At 63.9% G+C, this 19,353-nt stretch carries 16 protein-coding genes and 1 pseudogene; 13 read left to right on the top strand and 4 right to left on the bottom strand.

All coding sequences use genetic code 11. From position 1 onward, the window contains the following. Window positions 1–280: 280 nt before the first annotated feature. The 4 genes from J1M64_RS11095 (at window position 281) to J1M64_RS11080 (ending at window position 3,445) form a co-directional block, all read left to right on the top strand. A complete protein-coding gene (locus J1M64_RS11095; RefSeq protein ID WP_119192856.1) occupies window positions 281–982 on the top strand; it encodes a hypothetical protein in 702 nt (233 codons plus the stop codon). Window positions 983–1,404: 422 nt separating this feature from the next. Next, window positions 1,405–1,728 carry a hypothetical protein gene (locus tag J1M64_RS11090; RefSeq protein ID WP_146776289.1) on the top strand — a complete coding sequence of 108 codons (324 nt, stop codon included), beginning with the start codon at window positions 1,405–1,407 and terminating at the stop codon, window positions 1,726–1,728. 36 nt (window positions 1,729–1,764) lie between these two features. Further along, window positions 1,765–2,661: a Kiwa anti-phage protein KwaB-like domain-containing protein gene (locus tag J1M64_RS11085; RefSeq protein WP_119192858.1), complete on the top strand. Its 897-nt coding sequence runs from the start codon at window positions 1,765–1,767 to the stop codon at window positions 2,659–2,661. A 523-nt stretch (window positions 2,662–3,184) separates the two neighbouring features. After that, entirely contained in the window at window positions 3,185–3,445 is a 261-nt protein-coding gene (locus tag J1M64_RS11080) for a hypothetical protein (protein WP_119192859.1), read from the top strand. A gap of 42 nt (window positions 3,446–3,487) precedes the next feature. Here the strand turns inward: J1M64_RS11080 and J1M64_RS11075 are convergent, their stop codons facing one another. Beyond that, window positions 3,488–4,279 carry a recombinase family protein gene (locus tag J1M64_RS11075; protein ID WP_119192860.1) on the bottom strand — a complete coding sequence of 264 codons (792 nt, stop codon included), beginning with the start codon at window positions 4,277–4,279 and terminating at the stop codon, window positions 3,488–3,490. 207 nt (window positions 4,280–4,486) lie between these two features. Here J1M64_RS11075 and J1M64_RS11070 point away from each other — a divergent pair, with 207 nt between their 5' ends. The 5 genes from J1M64_RS11070 to J1M64_RS11050 all read left to right on the top strand — a co-directional run bounded on the left by J1M64_RS11070 (window position 4,487) and on the right by J1M64_RS11050 (window position 10,843). Next, window positions 4,487–5,101: a hypothetical protein gene (locus J1M64_RS11070; RefSeq protein WP_083249842.1), complete on the top strand. Its 615-nt coding sequence runs from the start codon at window positions 4,487–4,489 to the stop codon at window positions 5,099–5,101. Between the two features lie 761 nt (window positions 5,102–5,862). Beyond that, window positions 5,863–6,642: a ParA family protein gene (locus tag J1M64_RS11065; protein WP_119192861.1), complete on the top strand. Its 780-nt coding sequence runs from the start codon at window positions 5,863–5,865 to the stop codon at window positions 6,640–6,642. A 391-nt stretch (window positions 6,643–7,033) separates the two neighbouring features. Further along, window positions 7,034–8,217 (top strand): IS3 family transposase gene (locus J1M64_RS11060; RefSeq protein ID WP_156776420.1). Its coding sequence is split into 2 segments (ribosomal slippage): window positions 7,034–7,298 and window positions 7,298–8,217, totalling 1,185 coding nucleotides; the frame shifts between segments, so codons are not numbered across the junction. A gap of 319 nt (window positions 8,218–8,536) precedes the next feature. Then, window positions 8,537–8,698, top strand: a complete 162-nt coding sequence (locus tag J1M64_RS11055) for a toxin-antitoxin system HicB family antitoxin (RefSeq protein ID WP_119192862.1) — start codon at window positions 8,537–8,539, stop codon at window positions 8,696–8,698. Between the two features lie 297 nt (window positions 8,699–8,995). Further along, window positions 8,996–10,843, top strand: coding sequence for a hypothetical protein (locus tag J1M64_RS11050; RefSeq protein ID WP_146776290.1), 1,848 nt, complete (start codon window positions 8,996–8,998; stop codon window positions 10,841–10,843). Between the two features lie 35 nt (window positions 10,844–10,878). Here the strand turns inward: J1M64_RS11050 and mobF are convergent, their stop codons facing one another. Continuing rightward, entirely contained in the window at window positions 10,879–14,499 is a 3,621-nt protein-coding gene (gene mobF, locus J1M64_RS11045) for a MobF family relaxase (protein ID WP_241261436.1), read from the bottom strand. 182 nt (window positions 14,500–14,681) lie between these two features. Between mobF and J1M64_RS11040 the strand changes: the two genes are divergently transcribed. Further along, on the top strand, window positions 14,682–15,074 hold the full coding sequence (locus J1M64_RS11040; protein ID WP_181694353.1) for a hypothetical protein: 393 nt from the start codon (window positions 14,682–14,684) through the stop codon (window positions 15,072–15,074). 244 nt (window positions 15,075–15,318) lie between these two features. Then, on the top strand, window positions 15,319–15,642 hold the full coding sequence (locus J1M64_RS19870; RefSeq protein ID WP_228549012.1) for a hypothetical protein: 324 nt from the start codon (window positions 15,319–15,321) through the stop codon (window positions 15,640–15,642). A gap of 542 nt (window positions 15,643–16,184) precedes the next feature. Here the strand turns inward: J1M64_RS19870 and J1M64_RS11030 are convergent. After that, window positions 16,185–16,793 carry a hypothetical protein gene (locus J1M64_RS11030; RefSeq protein ID WP_241261435.1) on the bottom strand — a complete coding sequence of 203 codons (609 nt, stop codon included), beginning with the start codon at window positions 16,791–16,793 and terminating at the stop codon, window positions 16,185–16,187. Window positions 16,794–17,180: 387 nt separating this feature from the next. Further along, window positions 17,181–17,891 (bottom strand): TetR/AcrR family transcriptional regulator, encoded by a 711-nt coding sequence (locus tag J1M64_RS11025; RefSeq protein ID WP_146776291.1) that lies wholly within the window; start codon window positions 17,889–17,891, stop codon window positions 17,181–17,183. A gap of 310 nt (window positions 17,892–18,201) precedes the next feature. Between J1M64_RS11025 and J1M64_RS11020 the strand changes: the two genes are divergently transcribed. Both J1M64_RS11020 and J1M64_RS11015 read left to right on the top strand, forming a co-directional pair. After that, on the top strand, window positions 18,202–18,522 hold the full coding sequence (locus J1M64_RS11020) for a 2Fe-2S iron-sulfur cluster-binding protein (RefSeq protein ID WP_182618092.1): 321 nt from the start codon (window positions 18,202–18,204) through the stop codon (window positions 18,520–18,522). A gap of 88 nt (window positions 18,523–18,610) precedes the next feature. Continuing rightward, window positions 18,611–19,353: pseudogene (locus J1M64_RS11015) on the top strand (cytochrome P450); the annotation flags it as partial.

Below are 19,353 nucleotides of genomic sequence, written 5' to 3'. Positions count from 1 at the left end.
GCTGACAGCGGAGCTCGAGGACCGCTTCCCCGGATGTGGCCGCCCTGCGATCCCGGCTTCGATGTTGGCCACGAGCATGGACCGATAACCAGACCTTATGACAAGCTAATGATGCCGAGTTGTAGTTCCTGCAGACTCGACACCTCATGAAGCTGCTCGCGTTCGAACTAATCGGGAACCTACGAGTGATCGAGCATCGGGGCGTCGCCCCAGTAGCCGCCCCCTGGCACATAAGGTGATGTGACCAGCGGATATACCGAGAGCATGACAGGGGTACGGAATGCTCGAGAATTACGACACCGGCACGGGCGAAATCGCCGCCACAGGTGCCGTCGACGATGCCGAGGTGTCACAAGCGATGCGACTGCTAGACAAGGCACTCGTCGCTGCCGACGGTCTCACGGAGAATCGCGTCGCCCGGATCCAGCAAAAACACCCGGACGCGAGCCCCGATCAGCTACTCAAACACCTCGAAACGACGTTTTTGTCATCAGTGACAGTGAGTGGGGCCGCCACCGGTGGAGCTGCCGCCGTCCCTGGGGTGGGAACCGCCGCCGCGTTGGCAATGACCGCCGGAGACGTCTCTTGGTTCTTAACCGCAGCCGCTGGACACGTCTTGGCGGCATTGCGCGTCTACGGATTCCACATCACCGACCTCGAGCATCAGAAGGCAATCGTGCTGAGCATCCTGGTCGGCGGGAGCGGGTCGGCCTTCTTCAACAAAGCCGCCTCCCGCACCGGACCGCATCTTGGCAAACTGCTCACTGGCGCGGTGCCTACGACCACCATCCGCTCCATCAATCGGGTTCTGGGTCCCAATTTCGTTACCCGCTACGGCACCCGCCAAGGAATCCTCGTACTCGGCAGGGCAGCCCCGTTCGGGATCGGCGTGGCTATTGGAGCGGGCGGCAACCTCATCCTCGCCCAAACCATGGTCACAGCCACCCGCAAAGCCATCGACGTCGCCAACGCCCTTCCCTGACCACCGGCACTGTCGCCGACGCTGTAGTGAAGCCCCAAGCTATGCCCATCCGCAGGCTCTTGAGCAAGCTAGTCGTCCAGCGAGGAGCGCACCGGAATCCGGAACGGCTTTTGATGCCCTACCGAAGTCATGGAGTACCCGAGCCCGGTAGTCCGCACGCCATGTTCGCGACGACCACACTTCGACCGGCACCGTCGAATGTCGGAGTCGCCGCCTAGTGTGTGCCTATGCGGGATGGGACTGGCTGGCTGACCAAGCCGCTCATGTTTGTCTCCTCGTACGCCCCGCTATTCATCATGTTGGCGATCCGCTTCGAGGATGTTTGGCTTCGAGCAGGGTGCGCCCTAGCTGCCGCCGTAGGCCTCATAGCTCTGCCCACAGTCATGCGGCTCCAGGAAGTAGGATCCCCTACCGAGCACAGTGTGACCGACGTCGAGCCAGCGGGAAGCGGTGCTTCCAGCTACTTGGCCGGGTATCTCCTGCCTTTCCTTACCGTGTCGTCACCTACGGCCGCCGACCTGATCGCGTATGGGGTCTTTCTGGTAGTTGCGTTCCTAGTGCACATGCGCACCGAGCTCATTCAAGTCAATCCCACTCTGTTCCTGTATGGATGGCGTATTTTCTCAATCACCGATGCCAACGGCCTACAGACGCACCTCATATGCAAAGAGAGAATATTGACTGGAGATAGGGTTATGGCCTATCGAATGACGGACGATGTCCTGGTGGCCACGACCAGCCGTTAGGATCACCTCGAACGCTGAATCAGGACGCAACCTGCAATGACCGGAGATGACGTGCCCATAACTACCGAGGGAGCCCTTCAGCTCATAGTTGCGTGGGCTTCGGGAAAACAGTCCATCGGACGGCTAGTTAAGACCGGCAATGAGGTCGAGGAATCCCTCCGCTCGCACGCCACGAGCGCCGTTGAATCATTGACCGATCCGGCGCCATATTCCCCAGAGACCGACCTCGAGGACAACACTCACCTCGTGGCGAACACCGAGGAACTTCTCGACACTTCGCTAGTAGAGGAGCTGTTCAAGGGCGCATCACTCCCCCTAGCCACCCAAGACGAACTCAGGACGAAAACGCTGCTTTGCCACGCTGCACTTATCGGAAATGGAACTAACAGCGCACTCTTCGTCAAAAAACGGTCTCCTATCCAGTTGGCCAAGAAATCAATGGTGGCCCAGCTAGTGAACGGCACTCTTGACCAAATCTCATCACCAATATTCGCTTTCGATAATAAATATGACGCAATTATCACGACGAATCAAGTCTACATCTTGAACAAAACTGCATTTGAGGGTCTATTTAGAGACTCTGCCGCCGTATTATCGAGGACACGAGACTGGGTGGACGAAGTTTCAACGTCCGTACCAATGACAGAGGGAAGCGCAGACGTCCTAGACCAGACCCTGAGGAGGAATCAGTTTCTTCGCAGAAAATTCTTAGCAGTCAAGGGTCGTCCGCACATCAGGACCATGACCCCCGACTCTCTGAGGGAAGAGATCCGACGCCATGGCTACGATCCGGCAGAAATGATGAACGAGGATCGTTTAACGATTAATGGAACCAACGTAAAATTGGTGCTCCAAATTCTAAATGAGGACCTATTTAGCGGAGGTTTCTCCTCGGATCGATTTGCGGCCGGAAGTAAACGTTCGGTGCAGTAGAAATGCTCGACCATCGAAGCAGCGGCCGCCGTACGTGCCGCCCGTGAGTTCTGGGGAAAGCTGACTATTCAGCAGGCATGCTTCCGCGCAAAGGCCAGTGTTCGCCGGTCAGTCTGCGCTAAGTGATGCCCGTGTCCTACGGTCCTTGAACCGACGCATGTACATTCGCGATTCCGGCCGACTCCGGGGCACTAGGTGTCCAACCCTGACTCGAATTTTCTGCCTCGAGAACCGACAGATTGACGACCCTGCAACTCCGACTGTGGAAATGTTGGGGGACGTCCTCATGAACGCCAAATCAGGAGATCGGACCATAACCGATGTATCTCGGCCAGCTGAGATCGTAGGATCCACGATCGTGTCGGACACCACCAGTAGTCTATTCATAAGCGCCGAGGCCCCGAGCCCCCTCGGAGTCCGAGTAGTCGGAGCCCGGAGGCAAATGTCGAACGAGAATCCCGACGCAAGATACTCCAAACGCAGTGCGCACAACCGGGCCTAGGCTCAGTTAGCAGGTTTCACGATGGCAATCTTCAAGATAAATCCCGATTGGGAAAAACAGCTCGGCAGGGCCGCGGAGAGGGCTGTGAAGAGCATGGCGTCTGACTACCAGACGATGCTCGACACCTTGGCCAAGCGATATAAAGGGCGTCCGGTATCTGAGATCAAGCCGGCACTCCAGCGGGAGTGGAAGAAGATTGGCGGGTCGATTACCGACCCCGAGCTAACTCAGTACGCCTCCCATATCAGCGAGGGGATTCGCATACAGATGAAGACCAAGTAGGTCAGGCTTGGAGCGAGCGTTGATCGCACGGCCGAGCATTCGCTACTCGTCAGGCGCCTGAGACTTTTGTCGATGGAGAGCCCGGTAAAGTGTCGATCGGCCAACGCCGAGGTCTCGGGCAATAGCTGACGGCCCCTCCCCCGCCTCGATGCGGGCGCGGGCCTTGTCGATCTGCTCGGTGGTCAGGACTCGTTTGCGTCCCTTGTACTTGCCTTTCGCCTTGGCGATGGCGATGCCCTCAGCCTGGCGTTCGCGAATGATGGCCCGCTCGAACTCGGCGAACGCCCCGAGCAGCGAGAGCATCAGATCCGCTCGAGGATCCTGGGCGCCAGCAGCGTAGGTGGCCCGCTCATGAACGAACCGCACGCTCGCGCCCTTCGCGGTAATCTCACCGACGATCTGCTTGAGATCGACCAGGGATCGAGCGAGCCTGTCCATCGACGCAACGACGAGCTCGTCTCCATCTCGCAGGTATCCGATGCACTCTTCGAGCTTCACGCGATCGGCGCGCGAGCGAGCCGACTGTTTCTCGATATAGACCCGGTCGCACTCCCCCACCGCCTCGAGCTGACGCGCCTCATTCTGATCCGCCGCCGACACCCGCACGTACGCCACCCGCTGTCCACGCGGACGCGAGGCCTGGCGAGCCGGCTTCGGCTTTCGCTTTGGGTTCCGCTCGATGACGTTCTCCGAGTCCGTCGACTCCACCCGAAAGTTCCAACCCAACTCGTCCCGGCGACGGAACCGAGTCCGTACGCCCCCGCGGCTGACGATAAGCACCTCTTCCCCACCGTCACCCGAACGGTTCAGCAACGTCCCGATCCGATCAGCCATCGAAAGACCCTTTCGCCCGGAATCTGTATCAATAGATCTTAGACCCGACGGGAAGGCGTTTCATAAGTACCGAACTAGACCCTGTGACACAGCAGCGATGTTCGGCGACATATCGTCCCGCACGGGTGTACCCCAAAGGGGCGGAAGTTGTAAGAGGAAGTGCCGGGCTGGGTTGTCGCGGCCGATGGATACGGTGAGTAGGTGGAAATGACCTCGGCGGGTATGCGTGCGTTTGTTGATGAGTCCAGTTGCGTCCGGACCGATACAACTCAGGAGTACCTAATCGGGGCGGCCATCGTCACCGCAGGAGATTGCGACGAGATCCGAGAAGCGCTACGCCATCTTCGTCTTCCAGGCCAGATCAAACCTCACTGGACCGATGAAAGTGATCGCCGCCGCCGCACGATCACAGAGACAATCGCCGATCTGGGTTCCATGCACGTAGTCGTTGCACACCTCAGTGGGCGCAACCGAAAGACTGAGCGCCACAGGCGAAAGTGCCTGGAAACGCTCTACTACGAACTCGGAGAGGCTGATGTCCTAGACATCACTCTCGAACGGCGAAGCGACTCTCAGGACAAGCAGGACCGCGCCCATATCGTTTCGTTGCAGAACCAGGGTTGGCATCGGGGCCTGAGGATTAGCCACTGCCGTGGTGGCGATGACCCCTTGTTGTGGATCCCGGACGCTGTGCTTGGGGCGGTGAACGCGAGCTTCTCCGGAGATGTTAGCTACATCGATGTGCTCCGCGGCAGCATCCTGATCGAGAAGCGGACCCCCGAGTCTCTGATGCCAGAGTCCGGACAAAGCGAAAGGCCCTAGATCCAGTCGTCCGGCTGGGGTTCTAAGGCCTTCTTCCCGTTCCGTCGTAACGGTGGGCAGTTCCTAGCGTAGTGACGGCCCCCTCTGGGTGCAAGCCATTTCTACTTCCGGATGCTGGGAGCGGCTCCGACGAACCCCCGAGCGGATAACTGTCGGCTACAGTAGATCGGCCCCTACCTGCGCTAACAGTCCTTCTCTGGAGCTCCTCGGGTGTGCTTCGGTGGTGATCCCAAGCCCGTCCGGCGAGGCGCCCCGCCGCCGTCACGCCTATCTCTGCAGGTGCCGGCACCTCGTTCGAAGTCCTTCACGAGCTCGGAAACCTTACCTGGGACAACACCCGTCGCGTCCACATTCAAACGTTCCCCGATGACGACCCCGTCGGCCCCCTGACCGCCCGGCACGGGCTCGTTGATCGGGCCCCACGTAGTGGCCCACGTTCGACAGGCCCGTGGGGGCCCTAAGCGAATTGGGGTAGCGGCACCAGCGCCCGGCACACCGACCCGTCTCTGCGTGCACAACAAGCTAGAGAAGCACCAGTAGCGTGCTTGTCTACCGTTACTAGATTAACTAAGCTAGCACCGCTAGCTAGCCAAACGTTGATAGTTATGGCTGCTCCGCGAGCCTTCGCTACGTCACTATCTATCAGGGTTAGCCTCGCTAGCACTACGACGCGAACTACCCAGCGATTATCCGAGGGAACGTAACCGTCCAGCCAACCTAGCGAGCACCTGTGGTTGGCCGCCACTTCGAGAGGAACGCGCATGGTCCGCAAGTTAGCGCTCTGCAATCAGAAGGGCGGCGTCGGCAAAACTGCAACGACGCTCGGCCTGGCTAGTGCACTGAGCGATCAGGGACGCAATGTTCTGATTGTGGACGTCGACCCTCAGGGGAACTCCACCACTGGGCTCGGTGTCGAAATCACGGACGACATGATGACGACGTTCGACCTCATGAACCGAACCGCTGCGGGAGCTGCAGCCAATGCCGTCATCGCAACCCCTTGGGACAGGGTTGACCTCATCCCATCCAACGAAGCATTGGCCAACATCGAGTCGGACGGAGCCAACGATTTGATCTTCCGCCTCGACATCGCGTTCGAGGGGCTCGACCTCTCGGTCTACGACGCGGTCCTCTTCGATTGTCCACCGTCACTGGGGAAGTTGCTCTTTGCCGTGTTGTGCGCAGCCGACGGGGTCATTGCCATCACCGAGCCAACCATCGACAGTGTCCGGGGGATCGAAAACCTTCAGGAAACGATCCGCAATGTCCAGAGACGACCCAACCCCCGACTCGTGCTCGAGAAAATTGTCCTTAGCCGTAAGCGGGCCACCGGCGAACACCGATTCCGCGAGAGCGAGTTGCGTGAGACCTACGGAGAACTGGTCGCGAAGACCGCCATTCCGGAACTGACCGCCCGCCAGGACGCGCATAGCACTCACACGCCGATCCACAGGTTCACTGGCGGCAAGGCGTTAGCTCTCCAGGTCGCTTACACGGATCTACTTTCCGAGCTGGTAATCACCGAAGGGACTGCAGCATGAGCGTCCAGCGTGAACCCGCAATCCGACGAACTACCCACCCCGCAGCGGACTTGCCCGAGCGACCTACCCCGACTCCCGCGCCGCTGTCCGCCCCACAGACAAACCAGCCCGCCGCGCGGGGGGAGGAGCGACTGACGGAGCAGCACAATGTCCGGTTGCGCCCATCAACGAAAGCACGGCTACTCCGCGCGGTAGACAAACTGCGCTACGAAACAGGCGACCGCACTATCAGTATCGCGTCCATCACCGACAGCGCCATCGTCGAGTACTTGGAATCACGAGACTGCTGATCAGACATCGACAGGCTTCGGGCTCGAGTTCTGGCCTGCTGCGGTGATCTCGGACAGTGGGCCCTCCTAAAGTGAGGGACCTACCGAAATGAGATCCAGCAGTGAGTGCATCACGCAGGCGGTTCAGCCAGGAGTTCAAGGATGAGCTGTGCCAGGAGGTCATCACGACTTCGAAGACGATCAAGGACGTCGCGGTGGCCTACGGCGTCGGACCTGAAACGTTGCGGAACTGGGTGAACAAATACCGCGAGACCCACGGCGGCACCGAGACTGAGGTGACGCTCGATGAGCGGGCACGGCTTAAGGAGCTGGAGCGGGAGAACTCCGAGCTCCGCGCTGAAACGGCCTTTCTGAAAAAAGCAGCGGCTTACTTCGCGCGGGAGCAGCGACCGTGAGCCGATACGAGTACATCGACTCCTGCAAGAACGACCCGTCCGAGACCAATCCGCTCTACAAGATGTGCGCCTGGTTGGCCGTCTCGACCTCTGGGTTCTACAACTGGCTCTCGCGCCCGACCTCGGCGACAGCGGCCCGCAGACAGGCGCTGACGGCCAGGGTGAAGCACTTCTTCACCGCCACCGACGCCACGTACGGGTATCGGCGGATCCACGCTGACCTGGCCGATGAGGGCACTGAGTGCTCCCCGGAGTTGGTGCGGCAGATCATGCGCTCTGAAGGCCTCGTTGCCTGCCAACCGAGACCATTTCGGGTGACCACCGAAGCCGATGCCGACGCGGCGGCCGACATGCCTGACCTGGTGGAACGCGACTTCACCGCCGATCGTGCCGGGGTCAAGTTTGTCGGTGACATTACGTACATCCACACCTGGCAGGGGTTCGTCTATCTGGCGACCGTGATCGACTGCTATTCCAAGAAAGTGGTGGGCTGGTCGATCGCCGATCACATGCGCACCGAGCTGGTCGAGACGGCGCTGAAGAACGCCGCTGCGACGACGGTGATCGAGCCGCGGGCGATCTTCCATTCCGACCGCGGAAGCGTCTACACCTCGGGCGACTACCGGCGCTTGGTCAAGAATCTGGGGATGCGTTCCTCGATGGGACGAACGGGCGTGTGCTGGGATAACGCGATGGCCGAGTCGTTCTTCTCAGCATTGAAGAACGAACGCGTCTACCGCACCGTTTACGCCACGAAGAGGCAGGCCAGACGCGACGTCATCAGCTACATCGAGGGGTTCTACAACACCCGACGGCGCCATTCAGCGCTCGGCTACAAGCGGCCGAACGAGGTGCACTACGCTGACATCCAGCCGGCGACGGCAGCGTAGAGAAACCATCAACTCCGCTGTCCGAAATCAGCGCGGCAGGTCATTCCGGTGCTCGATGGAATCGACCTGATGGAGCTGGTGCTCGTCGACTCACTCATGCCAGCTCAAAAGGACGCCAAACACTAGTTGCAAGCGAGCATGACTCAGGGCCGAGTTCCACGATCGGCTGAAACAGCGGCCTCCGCGCCACACTTGTTACCGCCATTTGTGACGTCGTGAGCGTGTCGCACACATTTCTGACGTCAGCCATGTCAGTTTTGACGTCATGGCGACCACACGTTCTGGGCCTGGCAGGCCAGCCTTGGGGGAGCGGACACGCATGACAGTCCGCGTACCTTCGGATGTTTACGACGCACTTCGGCGTGAAGCCAAGGCGCGCGGCATCTCTATGAACCAGTACGTAGCCGAAGTCGCTGCGGCACACCTCGGCATGCCCAAAGCCGTGTCGCATTTTGACGACCAGGAGGCGATTCCAGCGTGAGGTAGATCAGCTGTGTGACTGAAAACTAAAAATCATGCAGCCCATGAAATGACTGATCCCGGCTCACTGGCGAGTGGGCCGGGATCGAAAGTCAAGAGTTCGAGTTGCCGCTCAAACTCGGGTTGCTCACCAATTAGGAGAGCTGTGCTTCCAAGCACCTCTCAGGGTAGGTCATACCTTCCGGACGGTCCAGTCGATCCGGACGGCGTGTCTTGTTCTGATACCAGCAAAACTGCATCCCATCAGGTCAACACGTGGTGGGAGTCGGTGGCGTGTGTGTGGAGTCCGCGCCCGTATGTGCGGGTCGACCCGCGCAAAGCCCACACCTTCTCGACAACTCGGCGCTTCACCGACGGCGCCCCCGGCCCAGATGTGCCGTACGCGCTGCATCTGACAGACGAAGCCGGCCGTTTCCGCCTGCTTGCTCTGGACTTCGACGCCCATCACGCCGGCTCAACCGCCACTGCCGACCTCGCCGCCTGCACATCCGCTCTCACCGCCGCGGGGATCGAACATCTGGTGTGCTCATCTGGACCCGGCGGGGGATATCACGTCTGGATCCGCCTGAGCACCGCGATCTCACCGACCCGACTAGCGCCAGTAGTGGACGCATTCGCCGCCGCGTGGCCCTCACTTGACCGCGGCCCACTGGCGAACCCGCGCACCGGTTGTGTCCGCGCCCCGGGCTCACCCCACCGCTCCGGCGGAACCTCGGTACCCCTGGGCGACACCGACATTCATCCCGCATCGCTGCGTGCTCTCAAGCGGGCTGTCGAGCAGCTCGGCGCCCACCCTCATCCGGCCGCCGCGGCGAACCCGACGGTTGCCACCCTGCCCGTGCATGTCGATGTCGAAGGCCATCCGCATCTGGCCGGACCACGCCGCCCACTGCCCGCCAAGATCCGCGCCCTCTGCTCAACCCCCATCACCAGCAGCGGGGATGCCTCCGCGATCGGTTGGTCGATCGTGCTCGCGTGCGCACACGCCCGCATGCAGTACCGCGACCTCGCCAGAGCCGCCTTCACCGAGAACTGGCCCGGTCTGGAATTCCTGCGCACCCGCCGCACCGCAGGCGGCCGTACCCCCCGGCTGGACACCGAACAGGAGCTGGCTCGTCAGTGGGCCAAGGCCGTCACTGCCGCCAGCCACGCCACCCGCACCTCGTGCACCGCCAGCCCGGCCCGCCGCACCGCCGAGCGCACCGTCGCCGATCTGATCGCGCGCATGGAGGCCCAGCCCGAGCAGTGGCAGGGCAAAACCGGAGCGCAGAGCCGACTCGTCCTGCTCGCCCTGGCCGCACGCGTCCTCTCGGCAGCCTCCGAGGAGGTCCACTTCTCTGAGCGTGACTGGGCTCTGGCCGCCGGCCTGGTCAGGGACACCGTCGCTGACCGGCTTACCGATCTCGCCGACCGGGGCTGGATCCGCCGCACGCAGCGAGCAGTTGGCCCGTGGGCCGCGACCTGGCGGGTGGCTACCCGCGGGGGCGGGGAGACAGGAAGTGGCGCAGTATTTACTCCAGTCCTAGCGCAGCAACTTCATGAGGAACTGGAATGCGCTCGCGCCGACATCTGGCACGCCCGCCCTCTGGGTGTCCTGGGGATGCGGGTGTGGGACCTGCTCCGGACCGGGCGAGTATCGGTGGGGGAGCTGGCGACACGCTTGGGCGTGTGCGCGGCCACCGTGCGCAGCAAACTCCGTGCCCTGCAGTCCCTCGGTCTATGCACCGCCAGCGGGCGCGCCTACCAGGGGCGCTCCCGCCTAACCCGGGCCGCCGCCGCCGCAGGGGTGACAGGGGCCCACGCCGATCGGGTCCGCCTGTACCGCCTCCAATCGGCGGTATTCGTGTGGTGGTTCACCACCCGCTACCAGGCAGAAGACTCCGACGCGCTTGCCGAATGGGGGAGCTTCCCCAGCCCGGCCGAAGCCGAGCAGGTCCACCCCGTCGATATCGCCCTGGCCTACGGGGCCACCGCGACCGGGCCGCCGGTGGAGGCAACCACCTGGGGGGCAGCAATGGCCGCGCAAGATCGCCACCGCGAGCCAGACCCCGGTAGTTGGTGGGAACTGGTGGCCGCGGCCCGCGCTGCGCTGCCTGCGGCGGACGTGCTGGCCGCGCCCCATCAATGGGCCGCCACTGCCGCCTAACACCTCCAGTTGACCGCCTGCTCGAAGCGGACAAGTCACCAGAGGTCGGGAGAGGAGTCGGTCGTAGGTCCCCAGGGCGATCCGGTCGTCGAGTGGGTGTCCGGGCCGCTTTCTTCCTCTGCGGCCCGGTGGTCGAGGTAGGAGGCAGTGAAGTCGTCCACGTCCACCGAGGGCGCCTGGGCGGTGTCCTCGTCGGGCGAGGTCGTCAGTTCGTCGTGGGTGGCGGTGAGCCAGGCCGCGAGTTCGGCATCGCCAGTAGCGGTTGCCGGTGGGGGAGTGGGCAGAGCGCTTCGGTCTTGACCGGCGGCGGTCACGTGACGCAAGCGGTGGGCGATGACGGCACCGGGGGAGTCCGCGGTTTCGAGGTTCGCTGTGGCCTGCGTCCAGTGTTCGCGTGGGTCGCGGCCGGCTTTTGCCGCGTCGGTCCAGGCTTGGGCGATCGCCGCGTATTGGTCGGGATCTGCCTCGAGCTGGCGACTGTAGAGACGGGGGAGAGCGTCGGTGTATTCGGCCAAAGTGGCGCTGGTGAAGGCGTCGGCGGCCAGGTCGACGCCGTGCCGATACAGCGCTTCCAGACGCGCCGGGTCGGTGGCGTGGTCCATCTCTTCGCGCAGGGCCGCAGTGGCCGAGGCTTGGTGGGTGTCGCGCCGCAGAATGGTCGCCAGAACTTCCGAGGCGGTAGGTGCGTCCCGGTCGCCAGCCGAGTGCATGTGGGCATCTTCCGCCACGAAATCAACGACGGGCTCGCAGACGGCGTAGGCGCGGTTCTCTTGCTTGCCTCGGGTCATGGCGACATAGAGGCCGGCCCGGTCGACGGAGGTGTCCACCACGGCGTGGGTGGTCTCCACGGTGGCGCCCTGGGCTCGGTGGATGGTGGAGGCGTAACCCAGGTGGATGTTGTCTTGCGCGTAGCTGCCGGGTACGAGCATCTGCTCGTCGGTGTTGATATCTTGCACGGCCACCGAGCCGTCGCCTGTGAGGCCGGTGACGGTGAACAGTTGCCCGTTGATGACCCGGCCCAGGTACTTGCGGTCTTCGGTGTAGAGCTTGGCGTTCTTGCGGGCGATGACGGTGTCCCCGACGCCGATGGTGTCGCCTCTAGCGACTCGGGTTTCGCAGGATGCGTCGACGATCCCGGCGGTGATGCGGCCTGAGCGGATGATCTCGTTGAGGGTGTCGACGTCGGTGTTCCTCGAGGCGATGATCAACGAGTTTCGGCCGGCACCTGTGTCGGTGAGGTAGGCCTCCACTGCCTCGGTGAGCATCTGCTCGCGGGTGCCGCCGGTGATCCATCCCCGCTGGGAGTACAGGGCCAGGGCGTCGGGGTTTCCCTCGCGTAGGGAGAGTGTGGCGGCGGCTTGTTCGGTGTCGCTGCCCATGCGCATGACCTCGCGCAGCTCGGGCGTTCCTGGGGTGCGCGCGACCTCTCCGAACAGTCCGCCGGTTTCGACGGCTGCGAGCTGCTTGGGGTCACCGATGAGCCGAACAACAGCTCCCGATTCAGCGGCGATCTCTGTCAGTGCGGCCAGGTTTTCGGTGCTCGACATTCCGGCCTCATCGACCAGGAGCATGTCGCCGGGGGCGATCTTGATCGGCAGTGCCGACAGGGTCTTCTCCGGTTGGTTGGGGTGTAGTCCGCGCCAGGTGAAGGTCACCGAATCGATGGTGTGGGAGGTCGCACCGATCTCATCGGAAAGGATGGATGCCGCCGCTGCCGAGGGCGCCAATCCGATGACACCTCGCCCGCTGTCCTGCCAGGTTTGGGCGAGGAGTTTCATGCTCGCGGTCTTGCCGGTACCGGCTGGGCCAACTCCGGCGGCAACGAGCGTGCCGGAGGTGAGAAGGTGACGCGCCATCGCGGCCTGCCCGGCGTTGAGCGCCCACCCGTGCTCGAGTTCGTGGCGGGCCAGGGCCTGCTCAATGTCGGCGCCTGAGGCGAACACCGCAACCGGTGTGGTGGCCGCCTCGAGGGTCAGTGTCTCGGCTTCAAGGACCGCGGCGGTGGTGTATTTGCGGGAGTTGGCGTGACGGTCCACCCCGGCCCCGGACTCACCCGTCAGTGCCTCCGGTAGGTCCAGCATTTCCGGCGGTGTCAGGGCCACGACGTGCGCTCCCATCGCCTCTTCCATGACCTGGCTGTGGGCTTGCTCCAGGTCGCCGGCGGAGGCAAACCGGTATCCCTTCAGGACGGTCGACACTGCCGTGTCCACGTGCGACTGGCGGAACTGCGCCCGCTGGGAGGTCACCGCGCGTACAGCTTTGGTTGCCACGTCGGTGGCGTGTTCGCTGCCTGAGTACAGGGGTCGGTCCTGCTCTGCGCCGGCACCTCGGACGCCGGAGAGCATGGCCGCAAGGGCGTCCTGGCCAATGCGCTCGGCGGCCACCTTGTGCCAGGTCTGCCGGTGCTCATCGAGGGACTGTGCGGGCTTCTTTGCATCGCGTGTGTCGAGGATGGCTTTCTGCCACAGGGCGTACGCGGCCCGCTGCGAGGGTTGGCGACCATTGGCCTGGACGTACTCGGTGACCAGTCGGTCGTAGACCGGACGGGCCAGGGTCCGGCGGGAGGAGAACGCGTCGATCAGGCGGCGGTCAATACCGGCGACTTCCCAGATGGGCGCCTTGTCTCGGTGCGGGTAGTGGGCCACAAATCGCGCGCCCATTCGGCGGGTGATGAGGTCGTGCAGGACGGCGTCGTAGCGGGCGGAGATCGCCTGGTGCATCTGGTGGATTGCGCGTGAGTCCAGGGTGCGCCACCGCCCGTCGGGGCCTTGCACTTTGTTGGCGATCAATACGTGCGAGTGCAGGTCCGGGTCCCCGCCGCGGGTGTCGAAATGGGTGAACTCACTGGCCACGATCCCGCCGGTGGAGACCTGCTCGATGCCGTTGGTTCCCACCCGCGTGTACACCGCATTGTTCTCGGCCCAGGTGAGTGCTTCGGCGACTGCTTCGTGGTGCAGCGCCGCGATGTGGGAGGCGGTGTGCTCGTCGGCCATTGCCCACCAGACGCTGACACTTTTGACCGGGGAGAAGGTGAAGTCGAACCCGGCCACGGCCTGGCGGACCTTGTCTCGTTCGCGGTTGACCCAGGCGATGACGTCGCGCCCGGAGGCGTGGTCGTAGCCGAACTGCTCGGTGTAGAAACCGCGTCCGACACTCTCGGCGATCTGGCCCTTCTCATCCGTGGTGGGGCGCCTGCCTTCGCCAGAGACGAACGCCTTCTCAGCGGCGTCGATCGCCGCCAGGACCGGCACGCCGGAGGCGTACAGGGAGTAGGAGCGGCCCAGTTTGCAGGCCGACAGTGGCGTCCCTGATTCCATGAGGTCGTCGGTGTCCGGGTGCAGGCCTTCGCCGTACAGTGCGGCCATCTGTGCTTCGGTGACGACCGATCCCGAGATGGCGTTCTCGGATGCCAGCCCGGTCAGTCCGGAGCCGATCCAGCGGCCCGGTGGGGTGCCCTTGGCGGCGTAGTAGTCCGACAGGCTTTGCCCTTGCGGGTCGGCGTCGTGGGTGGCCACGGAGCGCAGCAAGTACTGGTATCCAGTCCCGGCGTGCACCGCCCGCAGGCTCATCATGAACGCCAGTCTAGGCGGGGGCGTCTGGGCGCGTCTATCGGCGCGGCTGGCCGGGTCGGTGACCAGCGGTTTTCCAGGCGTCATTAGTAATGCCTACTGTGTAAGACTGTTCAGAGGAGCGAGAGCGAGTCGGGTTTTGTGGCGGACGCACGGAGGGCGACTGGCCGGGGCGGTGCGGAAGCTGCGGCGGGCAGCCGCAGCCCGAGCGTGGGCAGCCAGAGCGTGGGCGACTGCGGGGGAGAGCGGCGACCAATAGGGTCGAGCGTATGGGCCTCGCGAAGACAGACTCCCGTTCACAGACCGCACGGGCCCGCGCCCGCCAAGCAATGGCCGTCGAGTTGGAGCGAGCGCGCAAGCGCGAGTCCAAGCTTATTGCCGTGTTCTCCGCGATCGACGCCCGCGAGGAAGCAGAAGCCACCCTCGGCGGCGCGCTCATCGAGCTCCGGGGCCTCGGCGTCCCCCAGTCCGACCTAGCCGAGATGACCGGCCTGTCTGCCCGCGACGTCGGTGCAGCGATCCGCAGCGCAAAAAACTCCGAGGACGACAACGACGAAGCCAGCGGCGAGTCTGAGTCAGAGAGCACCGGGAGTGCGAGCGAAGACGCTGAGACGGGCACGGCTGTAGACAGTTCGGACAGCAACGGTGCCAGCAACCACTGATCCCCGCGGTGGGCCGTGGTGTGGGGACGTTCCCCTGCCGGGACTGGACCTGGAACCACGGTCCACCTCGTCTGGGCCGTCGGCTAACTCGCGCCCCTACAGCGCGACACTGCCCCCCACTCCGGAGGCAATCGCCGCGTTCTGGGCCAAGGTCGTACGAGCCCCCGGCGACGGACATTGGCTGTTCACGGGGGCCGTCTCCGGTGTTGATGGGTACGGACGCTTGAGCTGGCGCGAAGGCGGCGTGAGCCGCACCGAATCAGCGCACCGGTTCGCGCTTCTACTCGACGGCATCGACCTGGCCGGCGTCGTCGCCGAACACCGCTGCAACGAGCCACTATGCGTGCGCGTTGATCCCGATCACCTGATCCCGTCCACACAGGCGGCGAACCTGAACTACGCCGTCGCCTGCGGACGCACCGGAATTATCCGAACCTCCCTCAGACGGCAAGACCGCCACGCCCGCTCCCTGGCCGTCCGCAACGCAGTCTCTGGTGGCTGGGACCCCATCGCCTACAGCGCCGCATCCGGCAATACCGCACCCCTGGATACACCTTCGCTGTTCTGATCTGACGTACGCTTACCCACAACAAAGGCCCCGCCACACCGCGGGGCCTTTTCTCGTTCCGGTCGGAAGAGATGTGTCAGCGTTCAGTCACTCGCGCGTCTTGCGCTTTCGCAGTTCCCAGAACTGCGGCAGCGTCCACCGCGGGCGGCGTCTGGTCGATCACCACGCGCGCCAACCGTGACCGGTACCGCGCATCATTGCGGACCGCGAACGACCAGTGCCCGATAAACCAGGCCAGCGTCCCCAGCGCCGCGAGGAGTCGGCGCCCACGTTCGCCCCCTGCATCACCCCGAGCAAGCCGATGATCGCGCACATCCCGCCCACACCTCGCGCGGTCGGAGGAAGCACGAGGGCACCGCCCGCCACCACCGCGACCGCCAACGTCGCCGTGCCAAGATCCCACATTGCGTGCCACCTTCTCCCTCAGGCCGCGGGCGCCGTGGACGCCGCCTACCTACGACTCGAGTCGGTCCGCCGAGCTCGGCGTCCCCGAATGATCGTCGTGCCCTTGGGGTGTGGCTGCCACCTCTGACACTCAGTTCTCAGGGGCGCTCGTCGGGGCGTTCAGTTGCGGTCGACGGTGTGCCGGCCGGGCCGGCCTCGCGAGTGTTATCGCGTAGTGAGTCCAGCACTTCACGCAGAGTGTCCGAGGTCGCCTCGGCGCGGACCCGGGCCCGGTCGGCCTGCTCGGCCTCGGCGCGCGCGTCCTGCGCGTCCCGAAGGGCCGCGTCAAGCTGCCCGCGCAGCTGCGCCAGCTCCGCGCGCAACCCTTCGACCTCGCCAGCGGCGCGATCGCAGGCCGCGACGGCGTCATCTCTCTGCGTGGCGGCCTGCTCGGCGGCGGCCAGGGCGTCTGCTTCGCCAGTGCGGGCTGCATCCAGCGCCACAGCGGTCGCCTCGTCCGCCTGCTCCGCGGCCCGCTTCCACGCCGCGGCCCACACCGACTGCACCATCGCCGACATCGCCTCCGACAGATCCGGAGCCTCGGGCACGTCCCCGGCAGCGCCGGTGGCGTGCTCGCGCATCCACGCGGCCACCTCACCGATGCGCACCCCCGCTTCACGCTGCACGCTGCGCACGGTGACCTTGTCCCCTCGCGCGACGAGCACCCCATAGGCCCTGGCGATCTTCTCCGACGTCGACATAGCCATCTCCCCTCCGATCGGTAACGAGTAACCGGAAACGTTTTCCGTTACCTATGTTACCCGCCTGTGGCGTCCGGCGGGATAGTGCTCGCCCGGATATCGCCGGCGAGCGGGCGCTGCGGCGGGTCGTCGGCGCCCAGGGCCCAGGCGACGACCCGAAGGCGATTCTGCCCAGAGGGAGGGGAGCGCCGGCTATCGGCGGTCAGGTTGTAGGTATCCAAGACGGCGGCCAGGGCGGTGTTGCCCGCCGGCGGGGCCACGGTAATCCCGGTGATTCCTCGTTCCCACAGCGACACCGGGATGTGGGAGCCCAGGTACGTGACTGGCGGTCGTGTGGCCAGTGAGTGGTGGTCGCTCGTGAGCGGGCTGTCGGGTGGGGCCGTGGGTGCGCGCTTACCAGTTCTTGGTGGGGTCCATGACGCGGGCGCGCGAGTGGCCGCGGATGCGGAAGCTGGGGTGGGCGAGTCCCTCGTTGACGAGGCGGCGGCCGACGTCGAGGGTGGCGGCGAGTTGATCGTCGGTGAGTGCCATGCGGTCATTGCGCAGGGTCAGGGAGACGACGCCGTTCCATGCGCCCCAGAGGAAGAGCGCGGTTTCTTTCGGCGGGTAGTCGGGCGAGGCCTCGCCCGTGGCGATGGCGCTTTCGAGGTGTGCTTGGAACCGGCCGAGGATCTCGTCGAGGCGGTCGCCGACTTGTTGGCTCAGCTCGTGGGCGCTGGCGGAGAGGCCGGAACCGTGGCCGTCGAAGGCGAGGAAGCGGAACGACCCGCGGTGGTCCAGGTAGAACCGCAGGTACACGTCGCTGGCGGCGATGACCTGCTCGAGGGGCGAGTACTCGGGACGGAGGGCCTCGTCGAGGTAGGTGCTGAACCGGGTCAGCGCGCGGTCGGCGAGGGCGAGCAGGATGCCGTCCTTGCTGCCGAAGTACTTGTAGAGCGCGCCCACTGACATGTCCGAGTCCTCGGCGATCTGCTCCATCCGGACGTTGCGCTGCCCGGAGACGAACGCCCGCTCGGCGGCGTCGAGGATGCGCTCGCAGTTCTGCGCGCGGCGCTTAACCATCCGGGGGCTGCGCCGCGGGGGCGCGCTTGCCGACTCGGTCACCTCCCGGATGCTACCGGGTCGAGGCCCCCCCGGCCCGTGAACGAGATTCACTAGGGAATATTCGTTGACAAAGTGGGTCGGGCGTTCCAGACTGGGTCACGAACGTGGCCGACGTCACAGTGGCGTCGAGGACGGCCACTCCACCGAGAAGAGGCGCGCCGACCCACGTAGAGACGGACGCACGAGGCGCCCGCCGCGGCCGTCTGAGCCCAGGGAAAGAAGCGTGACAAGAAGGCCACTGAGCCTGCGCTGACCAACGGAAAACTCAACGGGCCAAAGGACGTCAAATACTACGTATCAGGAGTTCACTATGGCAGTTGTAACCTTTGTCTCCCACGACGGCGAGGAGCACGAGGTGCCCTTGGAGGAGGGGCAGTCACTCATGCGGATCGCCGTCAACAACGCGGTGCCCGGAATCGACGCCGATTGCGGAGGCGAAGCCGCGTGCGGCACGTGTCATGTCATCGTTGATCCGCAATGGTCCGACGTGGTGGGCCTCTCGGGAGCAAGTGAAGAAGAGATGCTCTCAATGAACCCCGAACGGCTGCCGACCTCCCGACTGTCGTGCCAGATGACCGCGTCCGCGGATTGGGACGGCCTTACCGTCCAGGTGCCAGAGTTCCAGATGTAACGACGTTCCAGATGTAACGACGAAAGACAAGGTGAGACACGTGAAGGTTTCCGATACGATCGGCGACAAGGTTCAGTCGGCCATCCCGATGGATCTGCAGATCCGGGGCGCCCATCTGTACGACAGGACTCGGCGCTGGGTGACAAGGACGAATGGGAAGAAGCTCTTCGTAGAGAAGCCCATCCCCCCCGTCGAGGACGTCGAACTCGCCGACATCGACCTCAGTAATCCCTTTCTCTATCGGCAAGGACGCTGGCAGTCCTACTATGAGCGCCTGCGAAACGAGGCTCCGGTCCACTTTCAGCCCAACAGTGCGTTCGGGCCGTTCTGGTCAGTGACCCGACATGAAGACATCATCGCGGTCGATAAGAACCATGAGGTCTTCTCCGCCGAGCCGATGATAGTGATCGGGGCCCCGCCTCGTTTTCTCGATATCGAGATGTTCATCGCGATGGACCCACCGCGCCACGACGTGCAGCGAGCAGCTGTGCAAGGGGTGGTCGCACCGAAGAACCTGCGCGAGATGGAGACGCTCATTCGGTCTCGGGTTCGCGAGGTACTAGACGACTTGCCGGTGAATCAGCCGTTCGACTGGGTCCAGACTGTCTCGATCGAACTGACAGCTCGAATGCTCGCGACGCTCTTGGACTTCCCCTACGAGGAACGTCGCAAACTCGTGTACTGGTCAGATATTGCAACCTCGATCGAGGAAGCGAACGGTGGTCCTGCGGACCTCGACGAGACGTTCGACGGAATGCGCGAGATGGCGAGCGGTCTGAGTTCTCTGTGGTACGACAAGAAGGCTCGGTTAGCAGAGGGGGAGGAACCCGG

It is taken from the genome of Dietzia sp. KRD202 (genome assembly GCF_017168155.1).
In the GTDB taxonomy this organism is placed as follows: domain Bacteria; phylum Actinomycetota; class Actinomycetes; order Mycobacteriales; family Mycobacteriaceae; genus Dietzia; species Dietzia kunjamensis.
This window is presented reverse-complemented; position numbering and strand designations above follow the sequence as displayed.

Excerpts from the sequence above, each read along its gene's own strand:
- J1M64_RS11095 (WP_119192856.1), top strand. The coding sequence starts at position 281 with ATGCTCGAGAATTACGACACCGGCACGGGCGAAATCGCCGCCACAGGT.
- J1M64_RS11085 (WP_119192858.1), top strand. The coding sequence starts at position 1,765 with ATGACCGGAGATGACGTGCCCATAACTACCGAGGGAGCCCTTCAGCTC.
- J1M64_RS11080 (WP_119192859.1), top strand. The coding sequence starts at position 3,185 with ATGGCAATCTTCAAGATAAATCCCGATTGGGAAAAACAGCTCGGCAGG.
- J1M64_RS11075 (WP_119192860.1), bottom strand. The coding sequence starts at position 4,279 with ATGGCTGATCGGATCGGGACGTTGCTGAACCGTTCGGGTGACGGTGGG.
- J1M64_RS11070 (WP_083249842.1), top strand. The coding sequence starts at position 4,487 with ATGACCTCGGCGGGTATGCGTGCGTTTGTTGATGAGTCCAGTTGCGTC.
- J1M64_RS11065 (WP_119192861.1), top strand. The coding sequence starts at position 5,863 with ATGGTCCGCAAGTTAGCGCTCTGCAATCAGAAGGGCGGCGTCGGCAAA.
- J1M64_RS11055 (WP_119192862.1), top strand. The coding sequence starts at position 8,537 with ATGACAGTCCGCGTACCTTCGGATGTTTACGACGCACTTCGGCGTGAA.
- mobF (WP_241261436.1), bottom strand. The coding sequence starts at position 14,499 with ATGACGCCTGGAAAACCGCTGGTCACCGACCCGGCCAGCCGCGCCGAT.
- J1M64_RS11040 (WP_181694353.1), top strand. The coding sequence starts at position 14,682 with ATGGGCCTCGCGAAGACAGACTCCCGTTCACAGACCGCACGGGCCCGC.
- J1M64_RS11030 (WP_241261435.1), bottom strand. The coding sequence starts at position 16,793 with ATGGCTATGTCGACGTCGGAGAAGATCGCCAGGGCCTATGGGGTGCTC.
- J1M64_RS11020 (WP_182618092.1), top strand. The coding sequence starts at position 18,202 with ATGGCAGTTGTAACCTTTGTCTCCCACGACGGCGAGGAGCACGAGGTG.